Source organism: Actinomadura sp. 6K520 (assembly GCF_004349245.1).
Classification (GTDB): Bacteria; Actinomycetota; Actinomycetes; order Streptosporangiales; family Streptosporangiaceae; genus Spirillospora.
The window spans coordinates 31219-54366 of sequence record NZ_SMLC01000023.1 but is presented as its reverse complement, the minus strand read 5'-3'; the positions used below and the strand labels follow the sequence as shown (position 1 = coordinate 54366).

Genomic DNA, 23148 nt, shown 5'->3' with positions numbered 1-23148 from the left:
ATGGCTGTATTCGTGTCCAATTTCCGGCGCGCCGCTGGACGGCCGCTAGAGGATCCGTCGCGCCCGCCCACCGCGGAGTTCGGCCGGCGTGGATCGGCCAGGGGCCGCTACAGAAGGGCGCCGTCGTGGTGGAGAACGCGGGATATCGCGTCCGCCAGAACACCAGCGGGGTCGTCGCTGCCGTTCATGCTGCGCCAGGCCACGTGATTGTCGGGGCGCACCAGAACGGCGCCTTCCTCGGCTACCTGCCGGACGGCTTCCCACTGCTCGTCGACGTCGGCGAATTCGCCGCCGGCTCCGATGCGGGCCGTCAGGATCGGTAGCGAGAACTTCTCCGCCAGCTGCGCGGCCGCCTCGCACCACGGCGTGCCCGCCGGGCCGGTGAGCAGCGCGAAGCCGAGGCCGGCGCCGGCCAGGTCGTGGGTCGACAGGCGCCGCCCGTCGTGGTCGAGCCAGGCGTGCGGCAGCCGGTGCCCGGGCCGGGTCGTGGGCCGGTACACGTCGCGCAACGGCTCGCGGGACGGGGGCGGGCTGCCGTCAGGGCTGACCGCGCCGTCCTCGTAGGCGAAGCCGATCTCCAGGTCGTGCGCCTGGTAGCCGCCGCGGGCGGTCGCGAACATCTCCGCGGCCCGCGCCCGCCCGGCCGCACCGAGCGGGGACGGGTCGAAGTACGCGGAGAACATCTGCTCCCGGCGCTCCGGCGGGGTGTTCGCGCCGAGGCCGATGGCGCCGAGGATCGCCTGGTTGTGGGCCGCCGCGGACAGCGCCCAGTCGATGTTGTGCCCGCCGACCGGCCGCCGCTCCGCCTCGTAGGTGTCGAGCAGGCCGTCGGGTGCGCGGCCGGTGAGCACCGCGGCCAGCTTCCAGGCGAGGTTGTGCGCGTCCTGGATCCCGCTGTTCAGGCCGAGGCCGACGGTCGGCGGCTGGCGGTGCGCGGCGTCGCCGGCGAACAGCACGCGTCCCCGGCGGTAGCGTTCCGCGAGCAGCCCCTGGACGGTCCAGGACGTCACGCCCAGCAGGGTCAGGTCGAGGCCGGGCAGGCCGAGGACCTCGCGGATCCTGGGGACGATCACTTCCTCGTCCGAAGCGGACGCCTCGTCCGGGGGGAGATGGAAGTGCATGACCCATTCCTCGCAGTGTCGGCCCCAGGTCGGCCCCATCTCGAACAGGTTGCTGAACAGCCCCGGGTGGTAGGGGTTGAGGAAGTGGGTCATGTGCGCGCCTTCGCGCCACCATGCCGACAGGTCCGCGGCGAAGTACACGGTCGTGATGTGCCGCAGCGCGGGCCTGCCCCGCATCTGCATGCCGAGTGCGGGACCGACCGTGCGGCCGCCGTCCGCCGCGATGACGTACCGGGCCGAGATCTCGGTGACCGTGCCGGTCCGGGTGTCGCGGACGACGGCGACGGCGCGGTCGCCCGCGTCCGCGAGTTCGACCAGCTCGTGACCGAACAGGATGCGCCCGGGATTGTGCCGTTCCGCGTGGCGGCGCATGATCGGCTCCAGCCGGCTCTGCGGCAGCCTGGTGGGCAGGACGGGTGCGGCCGCCGCGTAGCGCTCGCGCAGCACGCCGCCGCCGAAGCCGTCCATCTCGTGGATCATCCGGCCGTCCAGCGGCCGGTCGCCGTCCAGCGAGGTCAGCCAGCGCACCTTGGCGAACGCCTCCACCGGCGCCGCCTGCTCGGCCACCGCCGCGTGGAGCCCGTGCTGGCGGAGGATCTCCATCGTGCGCTGGTTGTGGTAGTGCGCTTTCGGAATTCTCGACGTGCCGGCGTGCCGTTCCACCAGCAGGTGGCCGACGCCGTGGTCGGAGCAGAAGACGGACGCGGCCAGGCCGCATCCCCCGCCGCCGACGATCAGGACTGGGACCTCGACCGTGCCCGTGTCCGTCCCCTTATCCGCCATTCCACCGGCTCCTTCTGACGGTGCGTGGGTACTGCTTTCGGCCCCGGCTCGTCACCGGGCTCCGCCGGCCGCCCGCGCGAGCTGCTCGCGCATGGACTCGGTGTCGTTGGCGTGCGGGAAGGGGTCCGAGGGCACGTCGGCGCCCAGGAACTCGCACAGCGGTTCCCAGCCCTGCTTCACGTCGTAGACGAGAAGCCTGCCCGCCTCGATACTCTCCACGACCTCCTGGTTGTGCCGGTCGAAGACCTCGATGGCGTGCTCCTTGTCGGAGAAGCGTCCGCCGAAAAGGCCGTCCCAGACCATGGTGCTCGTCACGCGGTAGATCCGGGCCGGCATGGAGCGCGGGTCCGGCCGCTTCGACTCGTTCATGAGAACGAACTGGTACAGCGTGTCGTAGGTGCTCTGGTACCAGCGCTCGGCATCCCGCACCGTCAGGACCATCTTCGCGTCGGGAAACGCCTTGGCCATTTCCCGGTAGTAGACGGCCGGGGGACCGTCCACGGCCGAGGCGTAGCCGTCGAAAAGCGCATCCCAATCCGGGCTCTGCCCGTCGCAGACGACCTTTTCCCACTGCGCGAGGCGTGCTTGGTCGCCGACGACGTCGAACATGTGGAAGCACGGCCCGTAACCCAGCCGTTCCAAGGCCACCTTCAGCGAAGTGGTACCGGTCCGGCCCAGGCCGGCGTTGATGAGTTTCATCGGGTCGCTTTCCCTTCGGTCGTCGATGGCGCGAACCGCATGGCACAGCACCCTGCTTCCGGAATCGTCCCGGCCGCAAGTTTCCGGTGGTGTTCAAGAGAATGGCGGCGGTTACGCGGAAGCGTGCGCGGCGGCATCGGCGAGGGCGCGGTAGAGCCACTCGTTCCCGGTATGGCCGGCCTCCCATTGCACCCCGACCGCGAACGGCCGGCCGATCACTTCCACCGCCTCGATCACTCCGTCCGCCGCCCACGCGGTGGGGGTGAGGCCCGTGCCGAGCTGATCGATCGCCTGGTGGTGGTGGCAGGCGGTCTCGACCGAGTCCTCGCCGAGGATCTCGGCGATCCGGCTCCCGGGCTTCAGGTCAAGGCGGTGCCGGCCGAGGGCGAACGCCCCGGTCTCCGGGCAGTGCTCGTCGTTGCCGGTGACCTCGGGCAGATGCTGATGGAGCGTGCCTCCGCGGAGGACGTTGAGCAGCTGCATGCCGCGGCAGATGGCGAGGACGGGCAGGCCGGCGCCGAGCGCCCCGTCGACCAGTGCCAGCTCGGTGGTGTCCACGTCCGGGTCGGCTCCGCGGGTCCTCGGGTGCGGCCTGCCTCCGTACAGCGACGGGTCCACGTCCGGGCCGCCCGGGACCAGCAGGCCGTCGAGGCGTTCGAGGAGGTGCTCGACGCCGGGCAGCAGCGGAACCAGCACGGGAGTGCAGCCCGCGGCGGCGAGCCGCTCCACATGCGGCTGGAACGCCAGGCTGACCGTCATCTCGCTGCCCTGCAGCGTGACCGGAGCCGTCCGGGCGCATATCCCGATCACCTGCCGCCCGGCGGCGGACCGGGTGCCCACCGCACCATTCAGCGTTCGGTTCATGACCAGCCCCGTCCTTCCGCGCGTCTCGGGTGACCCTCGTCGAGGATCGCCACCGAACGAAATCACGGTCGTGACGCAGGCGAACAGTGCTCACCGCCGGCACCCGATGGTTCAACCGAGGAGAACGCCCGGATGAACGCGCACCAGCGGTGCTGCATCGCCGGTCCAGGGAGCGTCCATCCGCCGTCGACCGCGCTTAAAGGCGCCCTTGCGAGGGTCGTCCGGGTACGGCAGCGGCAGGGAGGAGCACCGGGCATGGCTGGTGGCAATGGACAGGCTCTCCTGGTGGCGGGCGGTGCCGGTTTCGCCGGGCCCGATGCCGACGACTCGGCCACCGACACCGCGCACGCGGACAGCCTGAATCTGCAGAACTTCGAGAAGCTGCCCGCGTGCGAGGTGTCGGTGGGCGCGCTGTCGCCGGGCCCGGGACTTCGGCAGAGCGGGACGGACACCGCGCACGTCCACCTGCTGGTCGACGCGTCCGGCGCCGCGGAGCTGCCGCCCCTCCTGGTCCAGGAGGACGGCTGGCGGGTCATCGACGGCCTGCACCGGCTGGAGGCGGCCAAGCTGCGCGGCGACAGCAGCGTCAAGGCCCGCTTCGTCGACTGCACGGATTCCGAGGCGCTCGTCCTGGCCATGAAGGCCAACAGCACGCACGGGCTGCCGCTGTCGAAAGCCGACCGTGTCTTCGGAGCCAAGAGCGTCCTGGCCGCCCACCCCGACTGGTCCGACCGGGCCATCGCCACCATCGCCGGGCTGAGCGCGAAGACGATCGCGTCGCTGCGCGGCCGCTCGGCGGCCGGCGGTCGGCTCGGCGACAAGCGCCTCGGCCGCGACGGGAAGCGGCGGCCGGTCACCCCCGGGGAGGGCAGGCTCCGCGCCGCGGAGTACATCACCGCCCATCCCGATGCCCCGCTTCGGCAGGTCGCGCGGGAGACCGACGTGTCGCTCGGAACGGTCCACGACGTCCGGGCCCGCCTGCGCCGGGGCGTGAATCCGGAGCGCAACGGGCACCGGCCGCCCACCGTGCCCGCCACCGAGCCGCCCGCCGTGCCGCCCGCCGTGCCGCCCGCCGTGCCGCCCGCCGCGTCAGCCGCCGGGCCGCTCGCCGCCCGGCCGGGTCCCCGCGCGGTCAGGAGGGTCCCCGACGAGGACGTCGCGGCGGCACCGCCCGACAACAGGCCGCCCGACAACAGCACGCCACTGCGCCGCAGGAACCATGCCGACCTGCCGCCGAGCTGGCCCCAGATCGTGGCCAAGATGGCCAACGACCCGGCCGTCCGCTACACCGACAGCGGCAAGGAGTTCCTCCGGTGGATGTCGCTGCACGCGGCCGATCCGCAGCGGTGGCGGGAATTCCTCAATACCGTCCCGGCGCACTGGCAGACCGTCATCGCCCCCATGGCGGAAGCCATCAGCCAGGAATGGAGCCTGTTCGCCCAGCAGCTCAGAAACCGGCAAGAGACGGCGTAGTGGGCGATCCGCGCGGAGAAGGGAACGCCAGGGTGAAGCGGGCGTGGTTGAAATCCGTCATGCGATCGATTCTGCATCGTCTCGACCAGGAACTGATCTGGGTGGGCTGGATGTACTGGCCCTTCGTCTGGGATGAGTATTACGGCGACCGCCCGGAGGAGAACCCGCGCAGGACGGAGGGGTTGTGACGATGAAAACCTATTGCTGGGAGTCCGTATGACCGGCCGACGGGTAGTGATCACGGGAATGGGGGTGCTGGCGCCGGGCGGAACGGGAGTGAAGAACTTCTGGGACCTGCTCAGCACGGGCCGGACGGCGACCAGGGGGATCACCTTCTTCGATCCGTCCGGTTTCCGTTCCAGGGTCGCGGCCGAGGCGGACTTCGACCCCTGGCTGCACGGCCTGGGCCCGCAGGAGACGCGGCGCATGGACCGGGCGGCGCAGTTCGCCGTCGTCACGGCGCGGGAGGCGATGGCGGACAGCGGCCTGGACCTCGGTCCGGTCGCACCCCACCGCGCCGGGGTCGCCGTCGGCACCGCCGTGGGCGCCACCATGGGCCTCGACCAGGAGTACCGGGTGGTCAGCGACGGCGGCCGGCTCGACCTCGTCGACCACGAGTACGCCGTCCCCCACCTGTACGACTACTTCGTCCCGAGCTCCTTCGCGGCCGAGGTCGCCTGGTCGGCCGGCGCCGAGGGCCCGGCCACCGTGGTCTCCACCGGCTGCACCTCGGGGCTGGACTCGGTCGCCTACGCGGCCGGGCTGATCCGCGACGGCTCGGCCGACGTCATGATCGCCGGGGCCACGGACGCGCCCATCTCGCCGATCACGGTGGCGTGCTTCGACGCGATCAAGGCGACGACGCCGCGCAACGACGATCCCGCGCACGCGTCCCGGCCCTTCGACCGCACCCGCAACGGCTTCGTGCTCGGCGAGGGCGCCGCGATGTTCGTCCTGGAGGAGCTGGCCGCGGCGCGCCGCCGCGGCGCCCGCCTGTACGCCGAGATCGCGGGCTACGCCTCCCGGTGCAACGCCTTCCACATGACCGGGCTGCGGCCCGACGGCAGGGAGATGGCGGAGGCCATCCGGGCGGCACTGGACGACGCGCGGACGAACCCGGAGGACATCGACTACATCAACGCCCACGGTTCCGGGACCAAGCAGAACGACCGGCACGAGACCGCCGCGTTCAAGCGCGCCCTCGGTGCGCACGCCCGCCGCACACCCGTCAGCTCGATCAAGTCGATGGTCGGCCATTCGCTCGGCGCGATCGGCTCGATCGAGATCGCGGCCTCGGTCCTGGCCATGGAGAACGACGCGGTGCCGCCGACGGCCAACCTGCACGAGCCCGACCCGGAATGCGACCTCGACTACGTCCCGCTCACCGCGCGAGACCGGCGGACCGACACGGTGCTGACGGTCGGCAGCGGATTCGGCGGCTTCCAGAGCGCGATGGTCCTCGCCCGTCCCGACAGGAGCACGGCATGACGGCGCGGGCGGTGGTGACCGGAATCGGCGTGGTGGCTCCCAACGGGTTCGGCGTGGCCGACTACTGGGCCGCCACCTGCGGCGGGAAGAGCGGCATCGGCCGTATCACGCGGTTCGACCCGAGTGGCTACCCGGCGCGGCTCGCCGGGGAGGTCTCCGGGTTCAGCGCCGAGGAGCACATCCCGAGCAGGCTCATCCCGCAGACCGACCGCATGACCCAGCTCGCCCTCGTGGGCGCGGAGCACGCGCTCACCGGCGCCGGGGTCAGCGTGGCCGACCTGCCGGAGTTCGGGGTGGGCGTGGTGACCGCCAGCACCTGCGGCGGGTTCGAGTTCGGCCAGCGGGAGCTGCGGAACCTCTGGAGCAAGGGCGGCGAGTACGTCAGCGCGTACCAGTCCTTCGCCTGGTTCTACGCGGTCAACACCGGCCAGATCTCGATCAGGCACGGCATGCGGGGCCCCAGCGGCGTGCTGGTCGGCGACCAGGCGGGCGGGCTCGACGCCATCGCGCACGCCCGCCGCCATGTCCGCAACGGCAGTGACCTGATCCTGTCCGGCGGTGTCGACGCCCCGATCTGCTCGTGGGGGTGGGCGGCCCAGCTCGCGGGCGGACGGCTGAGCACCGGCGACCGGCCGGAACGCGCCTACCTTCCCTTCGACACCGGCGCGGCCGGGCATGTGCCCGGTGAGGGCGGCGGCCTGCTGACCGTCGAGAACGCCGACGCCGCGCGGCGGCGCGGCGCGGCCCGCGTGTACGGGGAGATCGGCGGGTACGGGTCCACGTTCGACCCGAGACCGGGCAGCGGACGCCCGCCGACACTGCGGAAGGCGATCGAGATCGCGCTGGACGACGCCGGCCTGTCACCGGGGGAGATCGATGTCGTCTTCGCCGACGCCGCCGCGATCCCGGAACTCGATCGCATCGAGGCGGCGGCGATCACCGAGGTGTTCGGAGCCCGCGGGGTCCCGGTCACCGCGCCCAAGACCATGACGGGGAGGCTCGGCTCGGGGGCCGCTCCGCTGGACGTCGCCACGGCCTTCCTGTCCATGCGCGCGGGACTGATACCGCCGACGACGAACGTCACCCTCTCGCCCGAGTACGACATCGACCTGGTGACCACGGCCCCGCGGCCCGCGTCCGTGGACACCGCCGTCGTCCTCGCGCGGGGCCAGGGCGGCTTCAACTCCGCCGTCGTCCTGCGATCCGCCGACTGGAACTGACCGCGCCAGGTTTCCGGCGGCCGGTTCAGGCGCCCGGTTCAGGCGGGTGCCGAGCCCGCGGACAGGTCGATCCGCCAGGAGATCCCATAGCGGTCGCTCACCCACGCGAACCTCGGGCTGAAGCCGTAGTCGCGCGCCGGCAGGTGTACCTCGCCGCCTTCGGCGAGGGCCTCGTAGAGCTTGTCGAAGTCCTCCACCGAGTCACGCTGTACGTAGATCGTCATGGCCGGGTTGAACGTGAACTCGTGCCAGGGCATGAGGTCGTGCAAACGGCTGTCCGGCGGCGGCGTGTTGCTGCAGACGACCTGCTGTCCGGCGAGCTTGAAGATCCCGTACTGCAGGGTGCCCTCGGTCCACCCGGCGTCTTCCGCGCGGGCGCGGATGACCTGGAGGACCTCACCGTCCTCGAACAGCGACGTGTAGAAGTCCATCGCCTCTTCGGCGTTCCCGTGGAACATCAGGAAGACGGAGAGTTTCTGCGTGCCCGGCTCGGACGTCATGGTTGCTCCTCATCGACACAGACCGGTCAGGCGGAGGGCAACATCATCGCTGCGGCCGCTCTCCACCCGGTCAAGACTCACTCGACCCGCGGGGTGCACGGTGGCGCGACCTCGGCCGGCGGCCCTGACGCAGCGCATATCGCGGCGGCCGAATGCCCGGCCATGGGGAAAGTCTGACCACGCTATTGCGTGCCACGCATTGTCGTAATGATCCGGTGCGAAAGCCGCTATCAGCCTGACAATGCATGGTTCTCACCGGGGGTTCGTGGTCATATGAATTCGACGGGGGAGAGCGCATCGAGAGAGGGAACAGGCGAAGATGAGACGTGGGGTGACCGGTGTCATCGCGGTCCTGGGGGTCGTCGCCGCCGTCGCGTCGGCCGGAAACGCCTCGGCGGCCCACCGGGCGCCGGGAGCGGTGCTGTTCGACGAGTCGTTCACCGCGGCCACCGCGGACTCGCGCCTGATCGGGTACGGGGCCGCCTGCCTGACGGGCGCGCGGCGCGGAGGCCCGGTCCAGGAGGCCGCCAACCATCCGCTCGGCGGATGCCACCCCGATCCGGCGGGACCCGTGCCGCCGGCCGGTGCGGCGCCCCACGGGTACCTCCAGCTCACCGACGCCCATGACGAGGAGACCGGCGCCGTGCTGTTCGACTCGCCGGTCCCGGCGGCGAACGGCGTGGAGGTGACCTTCGAGCAGTGGCAGTACGGCAGCACCACGCGGACCCCGGCGGACGGGATCTCCTTCTTCCTCACCGACGGCGCCAGGCGGCTCACCACGCCCGGCGCGTTCGGCGGCAGCCTCGGTTATGCCCAGAAACTGCCGGACGGCAGGGCGGGCGGTCAATTCGTCCCGGGTGTCGACGGCGGATATCTCGGTATCGGGCTCGACGTGCTGGGCGACTACTTCGGCGATGGAGAAAGGCGCGGGAATGGCTGCACGCGGCGTGCCCCGGCCGGGACGCGTTTCCCGGCCCCTTCCCCAGGCCCCAACATCGTGACCGCCCGCGGACCGGGAGACGGCGTCGACGGGTACTGCTTCCTCGCCGCCACGACGAGCAACACGACTTCCACCGGTCCCTGGCCGTCGACGCTTCCCGGGCGACTCGATGGGAAGCTGCGGGAAATTCCCGCCGGCGTGCCACCGGCGCGGGCCGAGGCCCTGCTGGAGCCGGTGAAGCGGGTCGTCCGTCTCGCGGTGCCACCCGGGCCCGAACCGATGGCGACGGTCGACATCGATTTCCGGAACGGCGACGGCTTCCAGCGAGTGCTGCGGTTCCGTGCTCCCCGGTCCCTTCCGAACACCGTCAAGTTCGGGTTCGCCGCTTCGACGGGACCGTTCACCGACGTGCACCTGATCCGCAAGGTGACCCTGCGCTCCCTACGTTGACCGGCCCGGACACGCGATCATGGAAGCCGGGCGGAACGACCGGACCGGGCTCATGACGGCCTTCCGGAGCGACGGCCACGTCCCGCTGCGCGACTACGCGGTGATCGGCGACGGGCGGAGTGCCGCGCTGGTCGCCGCCGACGGGACGGTGGACTGGCTGGGGCTGCCCGATCTCGACTCGCCCTCGCTGTTCGCCGCCGTCCTGGACCCCGCCCGGGGCGGCCGCTTCCTGCTGGAACCGGAGGAGCCCTGCACGGTCGCGCGCCGGTACCTGCCGGGCACGAACGTGCTGGAGACCACGTTCACCACCGGCCGCGGCACCGCGCGGGTCACCGACGCGCTGACCCTGGACGGCGGCGGGGCGCTCGGTCCCATGCGGGAACTGCAGCGGCGCCTCGACGGCGTGGCGGGGACCGTGCCGATGCGCTGGAGCGTCCAGCCGCGGTTCGGTTACGGTGCCCGGAGCCCGCGGATCACGAGCCGCTCCGGTGTGCCGGTGGTGGCGTCGGGCGCGGACGCGCTCGCGGTCTGCGCCTGGGACGCCGGAGAGCCGGAGTGCACCGACCGGGCGATCAATGGCCGCCTGGAACTGATGCGGGGGCGGCGGGCCCTGCTGGCGATGCCGTTCGCGCACCAGGAACCGCTCGTCCTGCCGACCCGTCCCGAATGCGACGGCCGTATGGCGCACACCATCGCGGCCTGGCGCGGCTGGTCGGGGGAACGGCCGTACGAGGGCAGGTGGCGGGACGCCGTGCTGCGCAGCGCCTTGGCGCTCAAGCTGCTGATCTTCGCGCCGTCGGGGGCGATCGCCGCCGCGGCGACGTGCTCGCTCCCCGAGGAGATCGGAGGCGAACGCAACTGGGACTACCGCTTCTCCTGGGTCCGCGACTCGGTCTTCACTCTCGACGCGCTCCTCCGGCTGGGCTGCTCCGCCGAGGCGCACGCCTTCTTCTGGTGGCTCATGCACGCCACCCAGCTCACCCATCCGCGGCTGCGGGTCCTCTACCGGCTGGACGGCGGCGCCCGCGCACCGGAACGCACGCTCCCCCTGGCGGGGTACCGCGGCTCCAGACCGGTGCGCATCGGCAACGCGGCGGGCGCCCAGCTTCAGCTGGACACCTACGGTGAGCTGCTGCAGACCGGCTGGCTGTACGCCGGTGCCGCCGGGCGGCTGGACGCGGACATCGCCCGGCGCCTGGCCGAGCTGGCCGACCTCGTCTGCACCGCCTGGCGGCGGCCGGACTCGGGCATCTGGGAGGTCCGCAGCGCGCCCCGGCACTTCACCCACTCGAAGATGATGTGCTGGATCGCCCTCGACCGGGCCATCGACCTGGCCGAGCGCGGGCTGATCCGGGACCGCGGCGCGGCCCGCTGGCGGGCCGCCCGCGCACAGGTGCGCGACTTCATCGAGACGCGCTGCTTCTCCGGCGGCCGCCGCTGCTACACGCGCTCCGCGGACGGCACGGAGCTGGACGCCGCCGTCCTGCTCGGCCTCCTCCACGGCTACGCGCCACCCGGCGACCCCCGCATGCGCGCCACGGTCGACGCGATCGGACGGGAGTTGCGGCACGGCCCGTACGTCGGCAGGTACACCGGCGAGGACGGGCTGGCCGGCACCGAAGGCGCGTTCCTGGCGTGCTCCTTCTGGCTCGCCGAGTGCCTCGCCCGCACCGGGCGTCTCGACGAGGCCGTCGCGCTGATGGACGACCTGGTCGGCCTGGCCAACGACGTCGGCCTGTACGGCGAGGAGATCGACCCGGACACCGGCGCCTTCCTGGGCAACCTGCCGCAGGGCCTGAGCCATCTGGCGTTGATCAGTGCCGCGTGCGCCATCGGCTCGGCCGCCGGGGAGGCGGGCAGGTGAGCGCCTGGGGGACCGCCGCGGGCGCCTTCGTCGGCACGCTGGTGCTGACCACCGTCCTGCGGGCCGCCAGCGAGTTCCGGCTCACCCGCATGGACCTGCCGTTCCTGCTCGGCACCGCCGTGACCGCGAACCGGGCCCGCGCCAAGGCGATCGGCTACCTCGTGCACTTCGCCAACGGCCAGGTGTTCGCGTTCGTCTACTACGCCGTCTTTCTCGCCATCGGCCACGCAGGCTGGTGGCTCGGGGCTCTCTTCGGCCTGGTGCACGGCCTGTTCGCCGGGACGGCGCTGGTGAACATCCTGCTGCCCTTGGTCCACCCGAGGATGGGCAGCCCCCTGACCAGCGCCCCCGACGTCGCCCTCCTTGAACCCCCGGGCTTCCTGATGCGCAACTACGGCCCCAGCACGCCCCTGGTCACCGTCCTGGCCCACGTGGCCTACGGCTCCATAGTCGGCGGCTTCACCGCCCTCGACCCCCACTGATCACCTGTCGAGTGCTCAGGGGCGGGGTAGGTCCTGGGGGCCGAGGAGGTGCCGGCCTCGGCTGGTCAGGTGGTGCATGACGTGGGCGCCGTCCCGCTCGCTGTGGACCAGGTCCGCGTCCCGGAGCACCTTCAGGTGGCCGCTGACCGTGGACGCGGGCATGCCCAGCCGGACGGCGAGAGACCCCGTGGTGAACGTGCCGGTCAGGGCGCCGAGCACCCGCGCCCGGCCGGTGCCCAGCAGGGCGGCGAGCGCGTCCGCGCGGTCGGCGGCGGTCCGGTGATCCGGCGGCCGGGCGCCGGCCGGGTAGACCACGACCGGCGGCAGGCCGGGGTCGGCGATGGCGATCGGCGCGGTGTGGCAGAAGAAGGACGGGACCAGCCGGACGCCGCGTCCCCTCAGGTGCAGGTCGGCGTCCACCGGATACGGCGCGCTGAGCACCGGGTCCCGCCACACGAACGGCGGCAGCGTCTCCAGCATCGCCACCGTGCCGCGCTCAAGGGTCTCCGCCCGCCTCTCCCGGTCGGTGGCGACGGTGGCCTCGACCTCGCTCCAGTCCGGTGCGATCAGCCGGGTGTGGAAGTGCAGGACGGCGTCCGCGACCTGGCCGAGCAGGACGCGGTCGCCCGAGGCGAGCCGCCGGGTCCAGCCGGGGAGCGTCCGGTACCGGGCCGCCTCGCGCAGTTCGCGGGTCAGCCGGGGGCCGGGGGTGCCCCGCAGCGTCCGCAGGGCGGCCGCCATCCCCTCCTCCGACTCGGCGGGGGTCAGGAAGTCGGGGAAGTACGCGGCGTCGGCGGGCGCCAGGTCCCGGAGGAGCCGGGACGCCGCGCGTAGCCCGCCGTCCTGCAGGCGTTCCACCGCCTGGCGCCGCCACGGGTGCAGCCGCCGGGGCAGCCGGGCCAGGGGCGTGGTGAGCACGTGGAGCCCGAGGAACGCCTCCCATACCGGATCGGCTGATCTCGCGAGCCGCACGTGCCGGAAATCGCGGTCGCTGAAGTGGATGCGCAGAACGCCGCCCATCGCCCGACGTTAATACCCGGCGGTAACGAGGGGATTTCGACTGGGCTCGAAAACCTCGGCCGAATTCGGTTCGCCAGGCTTTTACCATCCGCCTGCGTGCGAGAACGAAGTCCCCACCAGGAGGTTCGGGTGAGCCAGTCGAACATCTCCCGCCGGCAGGTGCTGAAGACCGCGACCGCCGCGACCGCCGCGGCCGCGCTCGGCGGCGCGGGCGTCATCGGATCCGCCACCGCCGCGCACGCGGCCCGTGACGGTTTCGGCCTGCGCATCGTCGAGCACGACGAGCGAGACCCCCGCATGAAGTACTACCGGTTCGCCACCGACGCGATCGGATGGAACCCGGGGGTCAACGTCCTCCTCCCCGACGACTACGCGAGCGGGCGGCGGTACCCCGTCCTGTACCTGTTCCACGGCGGCGGCCTCGGCCAGGACTTCATCACCTTCGACCGGTGGGGCATCCGCGCCATCAGCGCGGGCAAGCGCATCATCATCGTCATGCCCGACGGCGGGCACGCCGGCTGGTACAGCAACCCCGTCTCCTCCAATGTCGGCCCGCGCAACTGGGAGACGTTCCACATCGCCCAGCTCCTGCCCTGGATCGACGCGAACTTCCGCACCTACGCCGAATACGACGGACGCGCGGTCTCCGGGTTCTCCATGGGCGGCTTCGGCGCGCTGAAGTACGCGGCCAAGTACTACGGCGACTTCGCCTCCGTCAGCTCCCACTCCGGCCCCGCGAGCCTGCGCCGCGACGCGGGCCTCGTCGTGCACTGGGCGAACATCAGCTCCGCGGCCGTCGACCTCGCCGGCGGCACCGTGTACGGGGCACCACTGTGGGACGAGGCCAGGGTCAGCGCCGACAACCCCGTGCAGCGCATCCCCAGCTACCACCACAAGCGGGTCTTCCTGGTCGCCGGGACCAGCCCCGACCCGGTGAACTGGGCCGACTACGTCCAGGAGACCCAGGTGCTCGCCGGCCAGCGGGAGTTCCGCGCCGGCCTCGGCGCCGCCGGGATCCCGCACGAGTGGCACGAGCTGCCCGGCGGCCACGTCCTCCGAGAGAGCATGCTGCGCCGCGATCTCGACGGCGTCATCGCCCGGCTCCGCAAGGCGTGACCGGCCGGCCCCGGCGTCCCGGCCCTGTCTGCGGCCGAGAGCAGGGACTTTGGTCCCGGTGAGCGTGGACGTCTCGCCAGGGTCCTTCGGCCGGTGATGGGAACGGTTGGTGTAGGAATGCCCGGCCCCGGCACTCGGGTCGCCGGGCGACCGACCGTTGGGAGGCCGACATGGACGGTCAGCGGATGCCGGTGCGGGTGGACGGGCGGCTGGACGAGCCGCTGTCCCGGTGGCTGTGGCTGGTGAAATGGCTGCTGCTCATTCCGCACTACATCGTGTTGTTCTTTCTCGGGATCGCGTTCGCGGTCCTCACCGTGGTCGCGTTCTTCGCGATCCTTGTCACGGGCCGCTACCCCCGGGCGATCTTCGAGTTCAACCTGGGGGTGCTGCGCTGGGCGTGGCGGGTGGCGTTCTACGGGTACGGCGCGCTGGCGACGGACCGATACCCGCCGTTCACGCTCAAGGACGTCCCCGACCATCCCGCTCGCCTGGACATCGACTACCCCGAGGAGTTGTCGCGGGGTCTGGTGCTGGTGAAGTGGTGGCTGCTGGCGATCCCGCACTACGTGGTGGTCGCGCTGTTCATGGGTGGCGGCCTCGGGGGAGATGACGGAAACTGGAACGCGCCCGGGCTGGTCGGGGTGCTGGTGCTCATCGCCGCCGTCGCGTTGCTGTTCACGACGCGTTACCTGCCCGGCGTCTTCGCCTTCGTGATGGGCATGCACCGCTGGGTGCTGCGGGTGGCCGGTTACGCCTTCCTGATGACCGACCGGTATCCGCCCTTCCGGCTGGACATGGGTGGCGCGGAGCCGGAGCCGCAGCCGGGGCCGGTGCGGGCGCCCTGAAGGTCGTCCCCTCAGGGCGGGACCTTTGGCCGTGGAGCGGCGACGTCCCACGGCCTAGCGTCGAAGGCGAAGAGCAGAAGACGGCCCAGGAGGACTGACCGATGGCGGCTCCGACCGTGGTGGGCATCGATGGTTCCGCGCATGCCTGGCGGGCGCTGGACTGGGCGGCGGACCGCGCCGTCCGCCGGCGGCTGCCGCTGCTGCTGGTGCACGGTTCACGTGCCCTGGCGGACGATGGCCCGATTCCACCGGACGCGTTGCGCCGGCTGGTCGCCGAACGCGAGGACCTGCTCGGCGAGGCCCGGCAGTACGCGCTCAAGCTCCACCCGGACCTCGACATCCGGACGCGGCTGGTGCCGGTGGACCCGGGCAGGGCGCTGGTGGAGGAGAGCGAGCACGCCGGCCTGGTGGCCGTGGGGTCGCGCGGGCTCGGCGGATTCGAGGGCCTGTTGTTCGGGTCCGTCGGCCTGTACACCGCCGCGCACGCCCGCTGCCCCGTGCTGGTGGTCTCGCGTTCGGCCCCCTACCCGGCCGACGCGCCGGCGGAGATCGTGGTCGGTGTCGAGGGCCGTCCCGGCGAGGACGCCGTCGTCGAGTGGGCGTTCGCGGAGGCCGCCGCGCGGGACGCCAAGATACTGGCGCTCCACGCGGTGGGCGGGGAGTTCGGCTCGCCGCGCCGGCGTGTGATCGAGGACATGGAGCTGTCGGAGGCCCTGGCCGGGATGGGAGAGCGGTATCCGGACGTCCGGGTCGAGCAGTCGGTCTCCGATCGGACGCCGTCCCGGACGCTGGTGGAGGCGTCGGAGAAGGCCGCCATGGTCGTTGTCGGCGCCCGTCCAAGGCGAGGGCCGGCCGGTATGGCGCTCGGGCGGGTCAACCACGCGGTGCTGCACCACGCCCGTTCACCAGTCGTGATCGTCCCCACCCGGGAGTGATCCCACGTGCTCTGTGCGACACCCCCGGGAGGACTGAGAAGGGAGTTGACATGTCCCATCCGATCATTGTCGGGGCCGACGGCTCGGTTCCGTCCGAACGGGCCGTGGCCTGGGCCGCCGAGGACGCCGCCCGGTACGGACGCGGCCTGGAGATCGTCCACGTGGTGGAGCGGTGGCCGCTCGACGTCCCGCTGACCCTCGCGCCAGGGGAGGCAGGCTCCGTGTCCCGCGTGGGCGGGGAGGTACTGGCGGGCGCCGAGCGCGTCGCCCACGGCCACCGGCCCGAAGTGCCGGTGAGCGTTGAGTTGGTGTCCGGGCACACTGTCCGTGCCTTGGCCGACCAGTCCGAGAGGGCGTTCGAACTGGTGGTCGGGCACCGCGGCCTGGGCGGTTTCGCGGGCCTCGTGCTGGGGTCGGTCGGACTGGGCGTCGTCCGGCACGCCGCCTGCCCGGTCGTGGTGATCCGCGGCGAATCGCCGGCCGAGCCCGCCGGCGGACATGGCGAGATCGCCGTGGGAGCCGGCCTGGGTGATGACTCCGCGGCCCTGGAGTACGCGTTCCGCGCCGCTGACGCGCGGCACGCCCGGCTCCGCGTGGTGCACGCCTGGCGGTACCCCGAGGCGCTGGACGGGCCCGGCGCGGGAGCCGACCTGAAGCGTGTCGAGGAGCGGGCGCGCTGGCGTGTCATCGAGGCGCACGCGCCGTTGCGCAAGCGTTTCCCCGGTGTGGACGTCGTGGAGGAGATCGTCGAGGACAACCCCGCGGCCGCGCTCGTGGCCGTGTCCCACGACGTCGACCTGGTGATCGCGGGCTCGCATGCCCGGGAGGGCCTGATCGTCCCGCGCAGCCGTGCGGTGACGCACGCGCTGATCCACCACGCGCACAGTCCCGTCGCGATCGTTCCTGACCGTTCCGGCGCCTGAGCGATGGACGGCGGTCACCCATGGCCGGGACCGAAGCCCGTTGGCCCGTGCAGCGCAGGTGAGCCGGCCGCGGGGCGCAGTAGGACCTTCGACCCCTGCATGACGCCCGTGCCCTGCGGAAACTGAGGGGGAAGCCTGCGTTCGCGGAAAGGGGGAGACCCAATGGTCGCGCTGACGCGGGTCCAGCGGCCGAACATCCTGCTGGGCTACGACGGAACCGAAGAGAACGAGCCGGCGCTGCGCTGGGCGGTCGAGGAGGCCCGGCTCCGCGGCCTTGACCTGGTGATGTGCTACTGCTGGCGGTGGCCTTATCCGCGCGAGCACGTCGACACCGGTGTCCAGGCCGTCATCGAGCGGGTGGGGGAGAACCTCCTGCGCGAGGGCGCCCGCCGAGCCCGCGACCTGGGAGTCGGCGGGAAGGTGAGCACGCTGCTCAGGCGCGAGCCCGTCTCCGAGACGCTCGTCCACGAGTCCGCCGACGCGGAGCTGATCGTGGTCGGCTCGCACGAGCGGCATCGCCTGCCCGCCGGGTCGACGGCGGTGCAGCTGCCCGCGCGAACCCGTCGCCCGGTGATCGCCGTCCGCGGCATCGCCGAGCCCCGGGGCCTCGTCGTGGCCGGGGTCGACGGATCGGCGGGCTCGGACGCGGCGCTCGGCTTCGCCATCGAGGAGGCCGCCCTGCGCGACAGCGAGCTACGCGTGGTCTACGGAGCCTGGGAGCCGGGCGCGGTGCCCGAGGCCGAGCTTGCCCTGTTCACCGACCGGGACCGGCTGCTCCGCACACGTGCGCCCATGCTGGACGAGGCCGTCCACCCGTGGAGGCGGCGCTACCCGCACGTCCGCGTGCAGATCTCGCTGCAGCTGGAGCGTCCGCGGGAGGCCCTGCTGGAGGCGGCCTCCGGCGCCGACCTCCTGGTCGTCGGCGACCGCGGGATCGGGGGCGTGGATCCACTGCTGCTGGGAGCGACCAGCTCGGCGATGCTGCACCATGCCCCCTGCACGGTCGCGATCGTCCCCGACCCCACCGCGCCGCCGGCCGCCTGAGGGGCGGCCGGCCACCGCGCGGCTACCCCAGCTTGGCGAGCCGCTCGTCGTACTCCGCGGTGTCGATCTCGCCGCCGGCGTACCGTTCGGCGAGGATTTCGCGGGCGCGCTCCAGTCCCGTCTCGCGGTGGCCGGACGCCTCGGCGCGGCGGGAAGTCGCGGTGGCACGGACGATCAGCCACGCGGCACCGCCGATGATGGCGGTCCACAGCAGCACCATCGCCACACCTCCCAACCACATCCAGCCGGACCAGGCGCCGTTTCCCATGTGTCCCCAGCCGTCGCCGTGAGCGGCGAGGGCAAGGGCATGACCGGTATTCATCGCCATACCTCCTGACACCTCCACCCTGCGCCTCCGGCCGCACCGCGGACAGGGCCGAAGGTCACCCGCTTCGGCGGACCCACGCCCCCCGGGAGCGGGCCGCTCTCGGCGTGATCAGCGACGATGGTGAAGGGCTCGTCCGTGGTGGACCAGGGCGCCGGGCAGGATCGGCAGCCAGAAGCTCAGGAGCCGGTAGAGCAGGACGGCCAGGACGGCTTCGGTGGCACCGGTCCCGAACGTGACCAGGGCCAGGACGAGGACCGGCTCGACCACACCCAGGCCGCCCGGGAGCGGGCCGAGGAGCCGCAGGGGGATCAGCAGCAGCAGGATCGCCGCCAGGACCGCCGGTGGGATCGGCACGCCCACGGCGAGGCACACGGCGAGGAAGACCAGCACCGAGCAGGAGGTGACCGCGGAACCGCCCGCGAGCAACGCGATGAGGCGCCCCGGCCGACGCAGCCGCCCGGGCAGACCCACCGCGGCCATCCGCAGCGGCAGGACGACCTCCGCCCGCCGGCGCCACAGCAGCACCCCGCCGAGCGCGGCCACCGCCGAAACGATCAGGAGCAGCCGTCCGGACCAAGCCGGCGAGTGCGGCGTTCCCCATCCCTGCGCGGTCGCCGCGGCCACGGCCAGCGCCAGGGCGATCAGGTGCACGAGCGCACCGGTCAGCCTGGTGAGCGCGACCGTCTCGGTGGCTTCGTTCGGCCCGGCTCCATGCTCGCGGAGGTACGCGCCGAGGACGGCGTCGCCGCCCCGGCCGGCCGGGTGCTGCCGGGCGGCGTAGGAGGCGGCGACCTGGCGCGTCCAGGTGCGTCCGAAGGCCAGGTCGCGCGGGGAGGCGCCCATCAGGGAGAGTGCGCCCGCCGCGTACGAGGCCGCCACGAGCAGCACGGCGGCGAGGAGCCAGCGCACGTGGACGTCCGAGAGCACGGCCAGCGGGGAGCGCGGGCCCGCGATGCCGGCCAGTGCGTGGTAGGTGACGAATCCCGCGGCGACGAGCAGCAGCAGGAGCCAGGGCCGGGTCGGGATCCGCGCCAGCGGCCGGGGCTCGACGCGGGTGGCGCCCGTACCGGTCAGCGTCCGGCGGAGCTCGTCCAGGAGCCGGGGGTGCCTCCGCAGCTCCGTCCGTGTGGAGCCCGCCAGGGCGAGGGGCTGCAGATAGGGGGCGGCGGCCTCGACGGCGGGCATGCCGAGCACGTCGACCGCCGCCCGGACGGAACGCCGCGGACCGGTGAGCAGCGCGGTGGAGACGAGGAGCTCGGCCACGTCCTGGGCCAGCCGCCCATCGCCGGCCGCGTCCTCGGCGAAGCCGAAGTCGATGAGCACGGGACGGCCCCCGGTGGCCACGAGGATGTTGGCCGACCGCAGATCGCGGTGGGCGATGCGCGCCGCGTGGAGTTTCGCCACCTCCCCCCACAGCATGCGCAGGCGGGCGTCGTCGAGCGAGCGGAGGGGACGGCCGTCGGTCTCGACGGCCTCCTCGGCGAGGATCCAGGTGCCGTGCCCGGCGGGCGCCACGCCGATGACGGCGGGCACGCGTGCGCCCGCCGCCGCGGCGCGCATCAGCATGTACGCCTCGTGCTCCACCTGCCGTTTGGGGCTCGCCATCGGTGTCTCGTCCTCGACCTCGCGGTACAGCAGGAAGCGGGCGGCCTTGAACAGCAGGTCCGCGTCGCGCTGGTCACGGCCGAGCGCCTTGACGAACGCGGTGCGGCCGTCGGCGGTGACGGCGGTGAACGGAACCGAACCGCGCGCGTCCGCCTTCACCGGCCTGACGTCGGGTTCCGCCAGGCCGCAGCGGATCAGTCCGGTGGCGATCCGCGCCGGCGGCGGAACGTGGTTCGGTGTGCCGCGCACGAGGTGGACGGCGCCGCCGATCGCCCATCCGAGCGCGGCTCCCGCGACGACGTCCAGCGGGAAGTGGGCGCCGACGTAGACGCGCGCCACGGCCACGGCGACCGCGACGGTCCACAGCACCCACCGGACCGGGCGGCGGACGTGCGCGGCGGCGACCGTCGCCAGGGCGGCGGCCACGGCGGCGTGGCCGGAGACGAACCCGAGGCCGCCCTCGTGCGCGCCGCGCAGGACGACCTCCTCCAGCAGCGCCCCGGGCCGGCCGCGGTCGGCCCAATCCTTGATCAGCTTGGCGAGCAGCCAGGCGGCGGTGCCCCCGAGGGCCAGGTCGGCGGCGAGCCGGACCCGGCGGGCGGCCAGCGCGGCCGCCGCCGTGACCGCGACCGCGCCGAGGGCACCGGTCTGCATCACGATGTCGACCGGCCGGAACAGCCAGCCGGGCAGGTGGTTGACGAGGCGGAACACCCCGGCCTCCGTGCCCAGCAGGAACCCGTCCGCGGCGAAGATCGCCAGGGACGAGCAGACGGCGAGCCCGGCGAGGACCCGGACCACGTCGGCCGGATGCCGCGCCGTGACGGGCGACTTCGGCGGGAACAGCGCGAACCGGGATGCCCGCAGACGATCGGGCCATCGCTTGCGGAGGATCCGCGAGGACGGCCGCTGCGCGTGGTCCCCGGACCGGGCGGCGAGCCCGGCCGACTCGTCGGCGCCCAGCACGCGCCGCGCCGCCGCCAGCGCCTGCCCGCGGGTGGTGGCCGCGGCGGTCATGGCGAGCAGCCGGTCCGCGTCGTCGTCCAGCACTTCCGGTGCCGTGTCGGTCTCGGCGCGTCCCCAGCCGACGATCCAGGGACGTCCCCGCCCGTCGATCAGGATGTTCTCCGGCGCGAGGTCGCGGTGCGCGATGCGGTCCCCGCGCAGCGCGGCGTACTGCCGCCACAGGTCGTCCAGCGCGTCCTGGGCGAGCTCACCGGCCGCGGTCATGGGGCGGCCGTCGACATGGTCCATCACCAGTGCCCAGCCGCCCGGGCCGGCCTCGGCCACGAACCGGATGGCCGGGACGCGGGCACCGGCTCGCCGGGCACGCATGAGCAGATAGCCCTCGTGTTCGGCGAGGTGCTTGGCGGTGGCGAACGGCGGCTCACCCGGCCTGCGGCGCCACAGGCGGCCCAGCCGGTGCAGCGTGTCGGCGTCGCGCTGGTCACGGCCGACCACCTTGACGAAGAGGCGACCGGCGGACGTGGTGACGGCGAAGGGCACCGCATGCCGCAGATCGCCCGGCACCTCCCGCACGTCCGTCACCGTCGAGCCGTGCCCGGCGAGCAGCTCCCGTACCGCCGCGAGCCGGGGCCGGTGGCCCGGCGTCCCGGCGACGAGCAGCACCGCCGCCCCCACCGCCCAGCCCAGCGCCGCCCCGCCGAGCGCGTCCAGCGGAAAATGCGCCCCTATATAGATTCTGGCGGCGCCGACGACGGCGACCACGAGCCACAGGACGCGCCGGTACGGACGCGGAAGATACGCGCCGGCGACCGTGACCAGCGCGGCGGCGACGGCCGTGTGCCCGGCGACGAAACCCGTTCCCCAGGGCGTCGCGTCGGCTCGGAGCGTGACATCCTCCAGCAGCGCGGCCGGCCGCGGCCGGCCGGCGACCTCCTTGACGACCTTGGCCAGGATCCACGCGAGCAGCCCGCTTCCGCCCAGCGCGGCGGCGAGGCGGAACCGGCGGAAAGCGGCGGCGGCCGCCATCGCGGCGGCGGCGGCGCCGAGCCAGCCGCCCTGCATCACCAGCCACACCGGCGGCTCGATCACGTCGGGAAGATCGTTCAAGAGCCGGAACAGATCGGCGTCCCAGCCGGGCACGCCCCGGCTCACCGCGACCAGCAACGCCAGTAGGGTCAGCGCGAGCGCCGGCCGGACCGCGTCCATCGGGTGGCGGAACGCGGCCCGGCGCGGCCGCGCGGCGGTGGCCGGGCGGATCCACCGCCACCACGACCACAGCACGCCGCCCGCCGGCAGGTAGGCCAGATAGGTGAAGAACCGGAACAGCAGCACGCCCGCCGCGGCCGCGGGCAGGTCCGCCCCGGTGAGGTTCAGCCCGCCGATCAGCGCCAGTTCGAGCACGCCCGCGCTGCCCGGGGTGAGCGGGATGACCGTCACCTGCCGCGCCACCGTGTACACGGCGAAGGCCTCCAGGACGCCCACCCGGGTGGTGCCCGCGGCCTGCAACGACAGGTAGAGCACCGCGAACACGCTGGCGTGGTAGGCGATGGCCGACAGTGTCAGGGCGAGCCACCGGGCGCGGATCAGCTCCCGGGCCTCGCCCTGGAACCGCGCCACGCCACCGGTATGGTCGCCCGCCTCGCGTCGCAGCAGCCGCAGGACGAGGCGGGCCGCGCGGTATCCGGAGGCCGCCACGGCGGATGCCGCGCGATCGTTCCAGAGCATGACACCCGTCAGCGCGACGAGCACGGCGGCCAGCCCCACTCCCAGGACCCCGGCCCCGCGGATCCCCGGGGGAACGTCCGACACCAGGGCGAGCAGGCCCAGCGCGAGCAGCGGCAGGGTCAGCCGGGAGACGACGTTCCAAAGGCCGGTCACCAGCACCTGCAGCGCGATCGGAACCGCCCGGAAGCCGAGCTCCCGGGACATCGCGACGTTCAGCGCCGCCCCGGCGGCGCCGCCGCCCGGCAGGGCGTAGGAGAGCGCGGTGGTCACCACGTTGATGACCGCCGCGGGCAGGAGCCTCAGGCCGGGAAGCGCCGCGCTGAGCGCGGCGGCCGACGCGAGCACCGACAGTGCCGTGAGCACCGACAGCAGGACGAGCTCCGCCGTGGTCACCCGCGTGCGCAGGATCTCGGCGACCTCAGCCAGGTCGACGAAGCCGGGCAGGATCTTGCCGAAGATCGCGGCGACCACCAGCAGGGCGAGGACGCGGCCGAACCACGTCCGGGCGCGTCCCCGTCCCGCTTCGCCGTCACCGGAAGCCGAGGAGTCGGCGAGGCCGCCTTCGGCGACCCGCGTGCTCATGCGTTCACCTCAGGCGTCGAGGGCGGTGAGGGAGCAGCCGGCGTCGCGGAGTCCCTGGATGCTCGCGGGGGGCAGGGCGGCCGTGAAGAGTGCGGTGATGCGTCGCATCGTGGCTCACCGTCCTTGATGGGGACTTTCAGCGTCCTCCACCGCGTCGGCCGGTGCAGCGGACGAAGGT

Annotated in this window: 19 protein-coding genes; 12 read left to right on the top strand and 7 right to left on the bottom strand. The window is 73.0% G+C overall.

From position 1 onward, the window contains the following. Positions 1 to 107: 107 nt before the first annotated feature. The 3 genes from E1289_RS09075 to E1289_RS09065 form a co-directional block, all read right to left on the bottom strand. On the bottom strand, positions 108 to 1904 hold the full coding sequence (locus tag E1289_RS09075) for an FAD-dependent monooxygenase (protein WP_131977350.1): 1797 nt from the start codon (positions 1902 to 1904) through the stop codon (positions 108 to 110). Between the two features lie 51 nt (positions 1905 to 1955). Continuing rightward, positions 1956 to 2603 (bottom strand): sulfotransferase family protein, encoded by a 648-nt coding sequence (locus E1289_RS09070; protein ID WP_131977347.1) that lies wholly within the window; start codon positions 2601 to 2603, stop codon positions 1956 to 1958. Between the two features lie 111 nt (positions 2604 to 2714). Beyond that, a complete protein-coding gene (locus E1289_RS09065; protein ID WP_131977344.1) occupies positions 2715 to 3467 on the bottom strand; it encodes a gamma-glutamyl-gamma-aminobutyrate hydrolase family protein in 753 nt (250 codons plus the stop codon). A gap of 255 nt (positions 3468 to 3722) precedes the next feature. On the opposite strand from E1289_RS09065, the gene E1289_RS09060 reads away from it, so the two are divergent. The 4 genes from E1289_RS09060 to E1289_RS09050 are packed head-to-tail and all read left to right on the top strand — an operon-like array spanning position 3723 to position 7648. Continuing rightward, the gene (locus E1289_RS09060) at positions 3723 to 4940 is read left to right on the top strand and encodes a ParB/RepB/Spo0J family partition protein (protein ID WP_131977341.1); all 1218 of its coding nucleotides are present in this window, start codon (positions 3723 to 3725) and stop codon (positions 4938 to 4940) included. Between the two features lie 59 nt (positions 4941 to 4999). After that, complete coding sequence (locus E1289_RS40080) at positions 5000 to 5128, top strand: hypothetical protein (protein ID WP_279487119.1); 129 nt, start codon at positions 5000 to 5002, stop codon at positions 5126 to 5128. Positions 5129 to 5156: 28 nt separating this feature from the next. Continuing rightward, on the top strand, positions 5157 to 6428 hold the full coding sequence (locus E1289_RS09055; protein ID WP_131977338.1) for a beta-ketoacyl-[acyl-carrier-protein] synthase family protein: 1272 nt from the start codon (positions 5157 to 5159) through the stop codon (positions 6426 to 6428). After that, positions 6425 to 7648 carry a ketosynthase chain-length factor gene (locus E1289_RS09050; protein WP_131977335.1) on the top strand — a complete coding sequence of 408 codons (1224 nt, stop codon included), beginning with the start codon at positions 6425 to 6427 and terminating at the stop codon, positions 7646 to 7648. The genes E1289_RS09055 and E1289_RS09050 overlap by 4 nt, the downstream gene beginning before the upstream one ends. A 38-nt stretch (positions 7649 to 7686) precedes the next feature. On the opposite strand, the gene E1289_RS09045 is transcribed toward E1289_RS09050, so the two are convergent. Then, positions 7687 to 8148 (bottom strand): VOC family protein, encoded by a 462-nt coding sequence (locus tag E1289_RS09045; RefSeq protein WP_131977332.1) that lies wholly within the window; start codon positions 8146 to 8148, stop codon positions 7687 to 7689. Between the two features lie 331 nt (positions 8149 to 8479). Between E1289_RS09045 and E1289_RS09040 the strand changes: the two genes are divergently transcribed. Genes E1289_RS09040 through E1289_RS09030 form a run of 3 tightly spaced genes read left to right on the top strand, consistent with a single transcriptional unit; the run spans position 8480 to position 11884 of the window. Then, the gene (locus E1289_RS09040) at positions 8480 to 9538 is read left to right on the top strand and encodes a hypothetical protein (RefSeq protein WP_131977329.1); all 1059 of its coding nucleotides are present in this window, start codon (positions 8480 to 8482) and stop codon (positions 9536 to 9538) included. Between the two features lie 19 nt (positions 9539 to 9557). Continuing rightward, positions 9558 to 11402: a glycoside hydrolase family 15 protein gene (locus E1289_RS09035; protein ID WP_207928875.1), complete on the top strand. Its 1845-nt coding sequence runs from the start codon at positions 9558 to 9560 to the stop codon at positions 11400 to 11402. Beyond that, the gene (locus tag E1289_RS09030; RefSeq protein WP_131977326.1) at positions 11399 to 11884 is read left to right on the top strand and encodes a hypothetical protein; all 486 of its coding nucleotides are present in this window, start codon (positions 11399 to 11401) and stop codon (positions 11882 to 11884) included. Before E1289_RS09035 ends, E1289_RS09030 begins: the two co-directional genes overlap by 4 nt. Before the next feature lie 15 nt (positions 11885 to 11899). On the opposite strand, the gene E1289_RS09025 is transcribed toward E1289_RS09030, so the two are convergent. Then, positions 11900 to 12904, bottom strand: coding sequence for a helix-turn-helix domain-containing protein (locus E1289_RS09025; RefSeq protein WP_131977323.1), 1005 nt, complete (start codon positions 12902 to 12904; stop codon positions 11900 to 11902). A 129-nt stretch (positions 12905 to 13033) separates the two neighbouring features. Between E1289_RS09025 and E1289_RS09020 the strand changes: the two genes are divergently transcribed. From E1289_RS09020 to E1289_RS09000, 5 genes are all read left to right on the top strand, one after another. Then, a complete protein-coding gene (locus tag E1289_RS09020) occupies positions 13034 to 14020 on the top strand; it encodes an esterase family protein (protein ID WP_131977320.1) in 987 nt (328 codons plus the stop codon). A 170-nt stretch (positions 14021 to 14190) separates the two neighbouring features. Further along, complete coding sequence (locus E1289_RS09015) at positions 14191 to 14865, top strand: DUF4389 domain-containing protein (RefSeq protein WP_131977317.1); 675 nt, start codon at positions 14191 to 14193, stop codon at positions 14863 to 14865. A gap of 101 nt (positions 14866 to 14966) precedes the next feature. Continuing rightward, positions 14967 to 15800: a universal stress protein gene (locus tag E1289_RS09010; RefSeq protein ID WP_131977314.1), complete on the top strand. Its 834-nt coding sequence runs from the start codon at positions 14967 to 14969 to the stop codon at positions 15798 to 15800. 50 nt (positions 15801 to 15850) lie between these two features. Continuing rightward, complete coding sequence (locus E1289_RS09005) at positions 15851 to 16723, top strand: universal stress protein (protein ID WP_131977310.1); 873 nt, start codon at positions 15851 to 15853, stop codon at positions 16721 to 16723. A 162-nt stretch (positions 16724 to 16885) separates the two neighbouring features. Next, positions 16886 to 17767: a universal stress protein gene (locus tag E1289_RS09000; RefSeq protein WP_131977307.1), complete on the top strand. Its 882-nt coding sequence runs from the start codon at positions 16886 to 16888 to the stop codon at positions 17765 to 17767. A gap of 22 nt (positions 17768 to 17789) precedes the next feature. Here the strand turns inward: E1289_RS09000 and E1289_RS08995 are convergent, their stop codons facing one another. Next, positions 17790 to 18089, bottom strand: a complete 300-nt coding sequence (locus tag E1289_RS08995) for an SHOCT domain-containing protein (RefSeq protein WP_131977304.1) — start codon at positions 18087 to 18089, stop codon at positions 17790 to 17792. A gap of 114 nt (positions 18090 to 18203) precedes the next feature. Continuing rightward, complete coding sequence (locus E1289_RS08990) at positions 18204 to 22970, bottom strand: lysylphosphatidylglycerol synthase domain-containing protein (protein ID WP_131977301.1); 4767 nt, start codon at positions 22968 to 22970, stop codon at positions 18204 to 18206. Positions 22971 to 23148: the final 178 nt, after the last annotated feature.

Bases quoted from the DNA above. Each gene is read 5' to 3' on its own strand.
- E1289_RS09075 (WP_131977350.1), bottom strand. From the start codon at position 1,904: ATGGCGGATAAGGGGACGGACACGGGCACGGTCGAGGTCCCAGTCCTG.
- E1289_RS09070 (WP_131977347.1), bottom strand. From the start codon at position 2,603: ATGAAACTCATCAACGCCGGCCTGGGCCGGACCGGTACCACTTCGCTG.
- E1289_RS09065 (WP_131977344.1), bottom strand. From the start codon at position 3,467: ATGAACCGAACGCTGAATGGTGCGGTGGGCACCCGGTCCGCCGCCGGG.
- E1289_RS09060 (WP_131977341.1), top strand. From the start codon at position 3,723: ATGGCTGGTGGCAATGGACAGGCTCTCCTGGTGGCGGGCGGTGCCGGT.
- E1289_RS40080 (WP_279487119.1), top strand. From the start codon at position 5,000: ATGCGATCGATTCTGCATCGTCTCGACCAGGAACTGATCTGGGTGGGC.
- E1289_RS09055 (WP_131977338.1), top strand. From the start codon at position 5,157: ATGACCGGCCGACGGGTAGTGATCACGGGAATGGGGGTGCTGGCGCCG.
- E1289_RS09050 (WP_131977335.1), top strand. From the start codon at position 6,425: ATGACGGCGCGGGCGGTGGTGACCGGAATCGGCGTGGTGGCTCCCAAC.
- E1289_RS09045 (WP_131977332.1), bottom strand. From the start codon at position 8,148: ATGACGTCCGAGCCGGGCACGCAGAAACTCTCCGTCTTCCTGATGTTC.
- E1289_RS09035 (WP_207928875.1), top strand. From the start codon at position 9,558: ATGGAAGCCGGGCGGAACGACCGGACCGGGCTCATGACGGCCTTCCGG.
- E1289_RS09025 (WP_131977323.1), bottom strand. From the start codon at position 12,904: ATGGGCGGCGTTCTGCGCATCCACTTCAGCGACCGCGATTTCCGGCAC.
- E1289_RS09015 (WP_131977317.1), top strand. From the start codon at position 14,191: ATGGACGGTCAGCGGATGCCGGTGCGGGTGGACGGGCGGCTGGACGAG.
- E1289_RS09010 (WP_131977314.1), top strand. From the start codon at position 14,967: ATGGCGGCTCCGACCGTGGTGGGCATCGATGGTTCCGCGCATGCCTGG.
- E1289_RS09005 (WP_131977310.1), top strand. From the start codon at position 15,851: ATGTCCCATCCGATCATTGTCGGGGCCGACGGCTCGGTTCCGTCCGAA.
- E1289_RS09000 (WP_131977307.1), top strand. From the start codon at position 16,886: ATGGTCGCGCTGACGCGGGTCCAGCGGCCGAACATCCTGCTGGGCTAC.
- E1289_RS08995 (WP_131977304.1), bottom strand. From the start codon at position 18,089: ATGAATACCGGTCATGCCCTTGCCCTCGCCGCTCACGGCGACGGCTGG.
- E1289_RS08990 (WP_131977301.1), bottom strand. From the start codon at position 22,970: ATGAGCACGCGGGTCGCCGAAGGCGGCCTCGCCGACTCCTCGGCTTCC.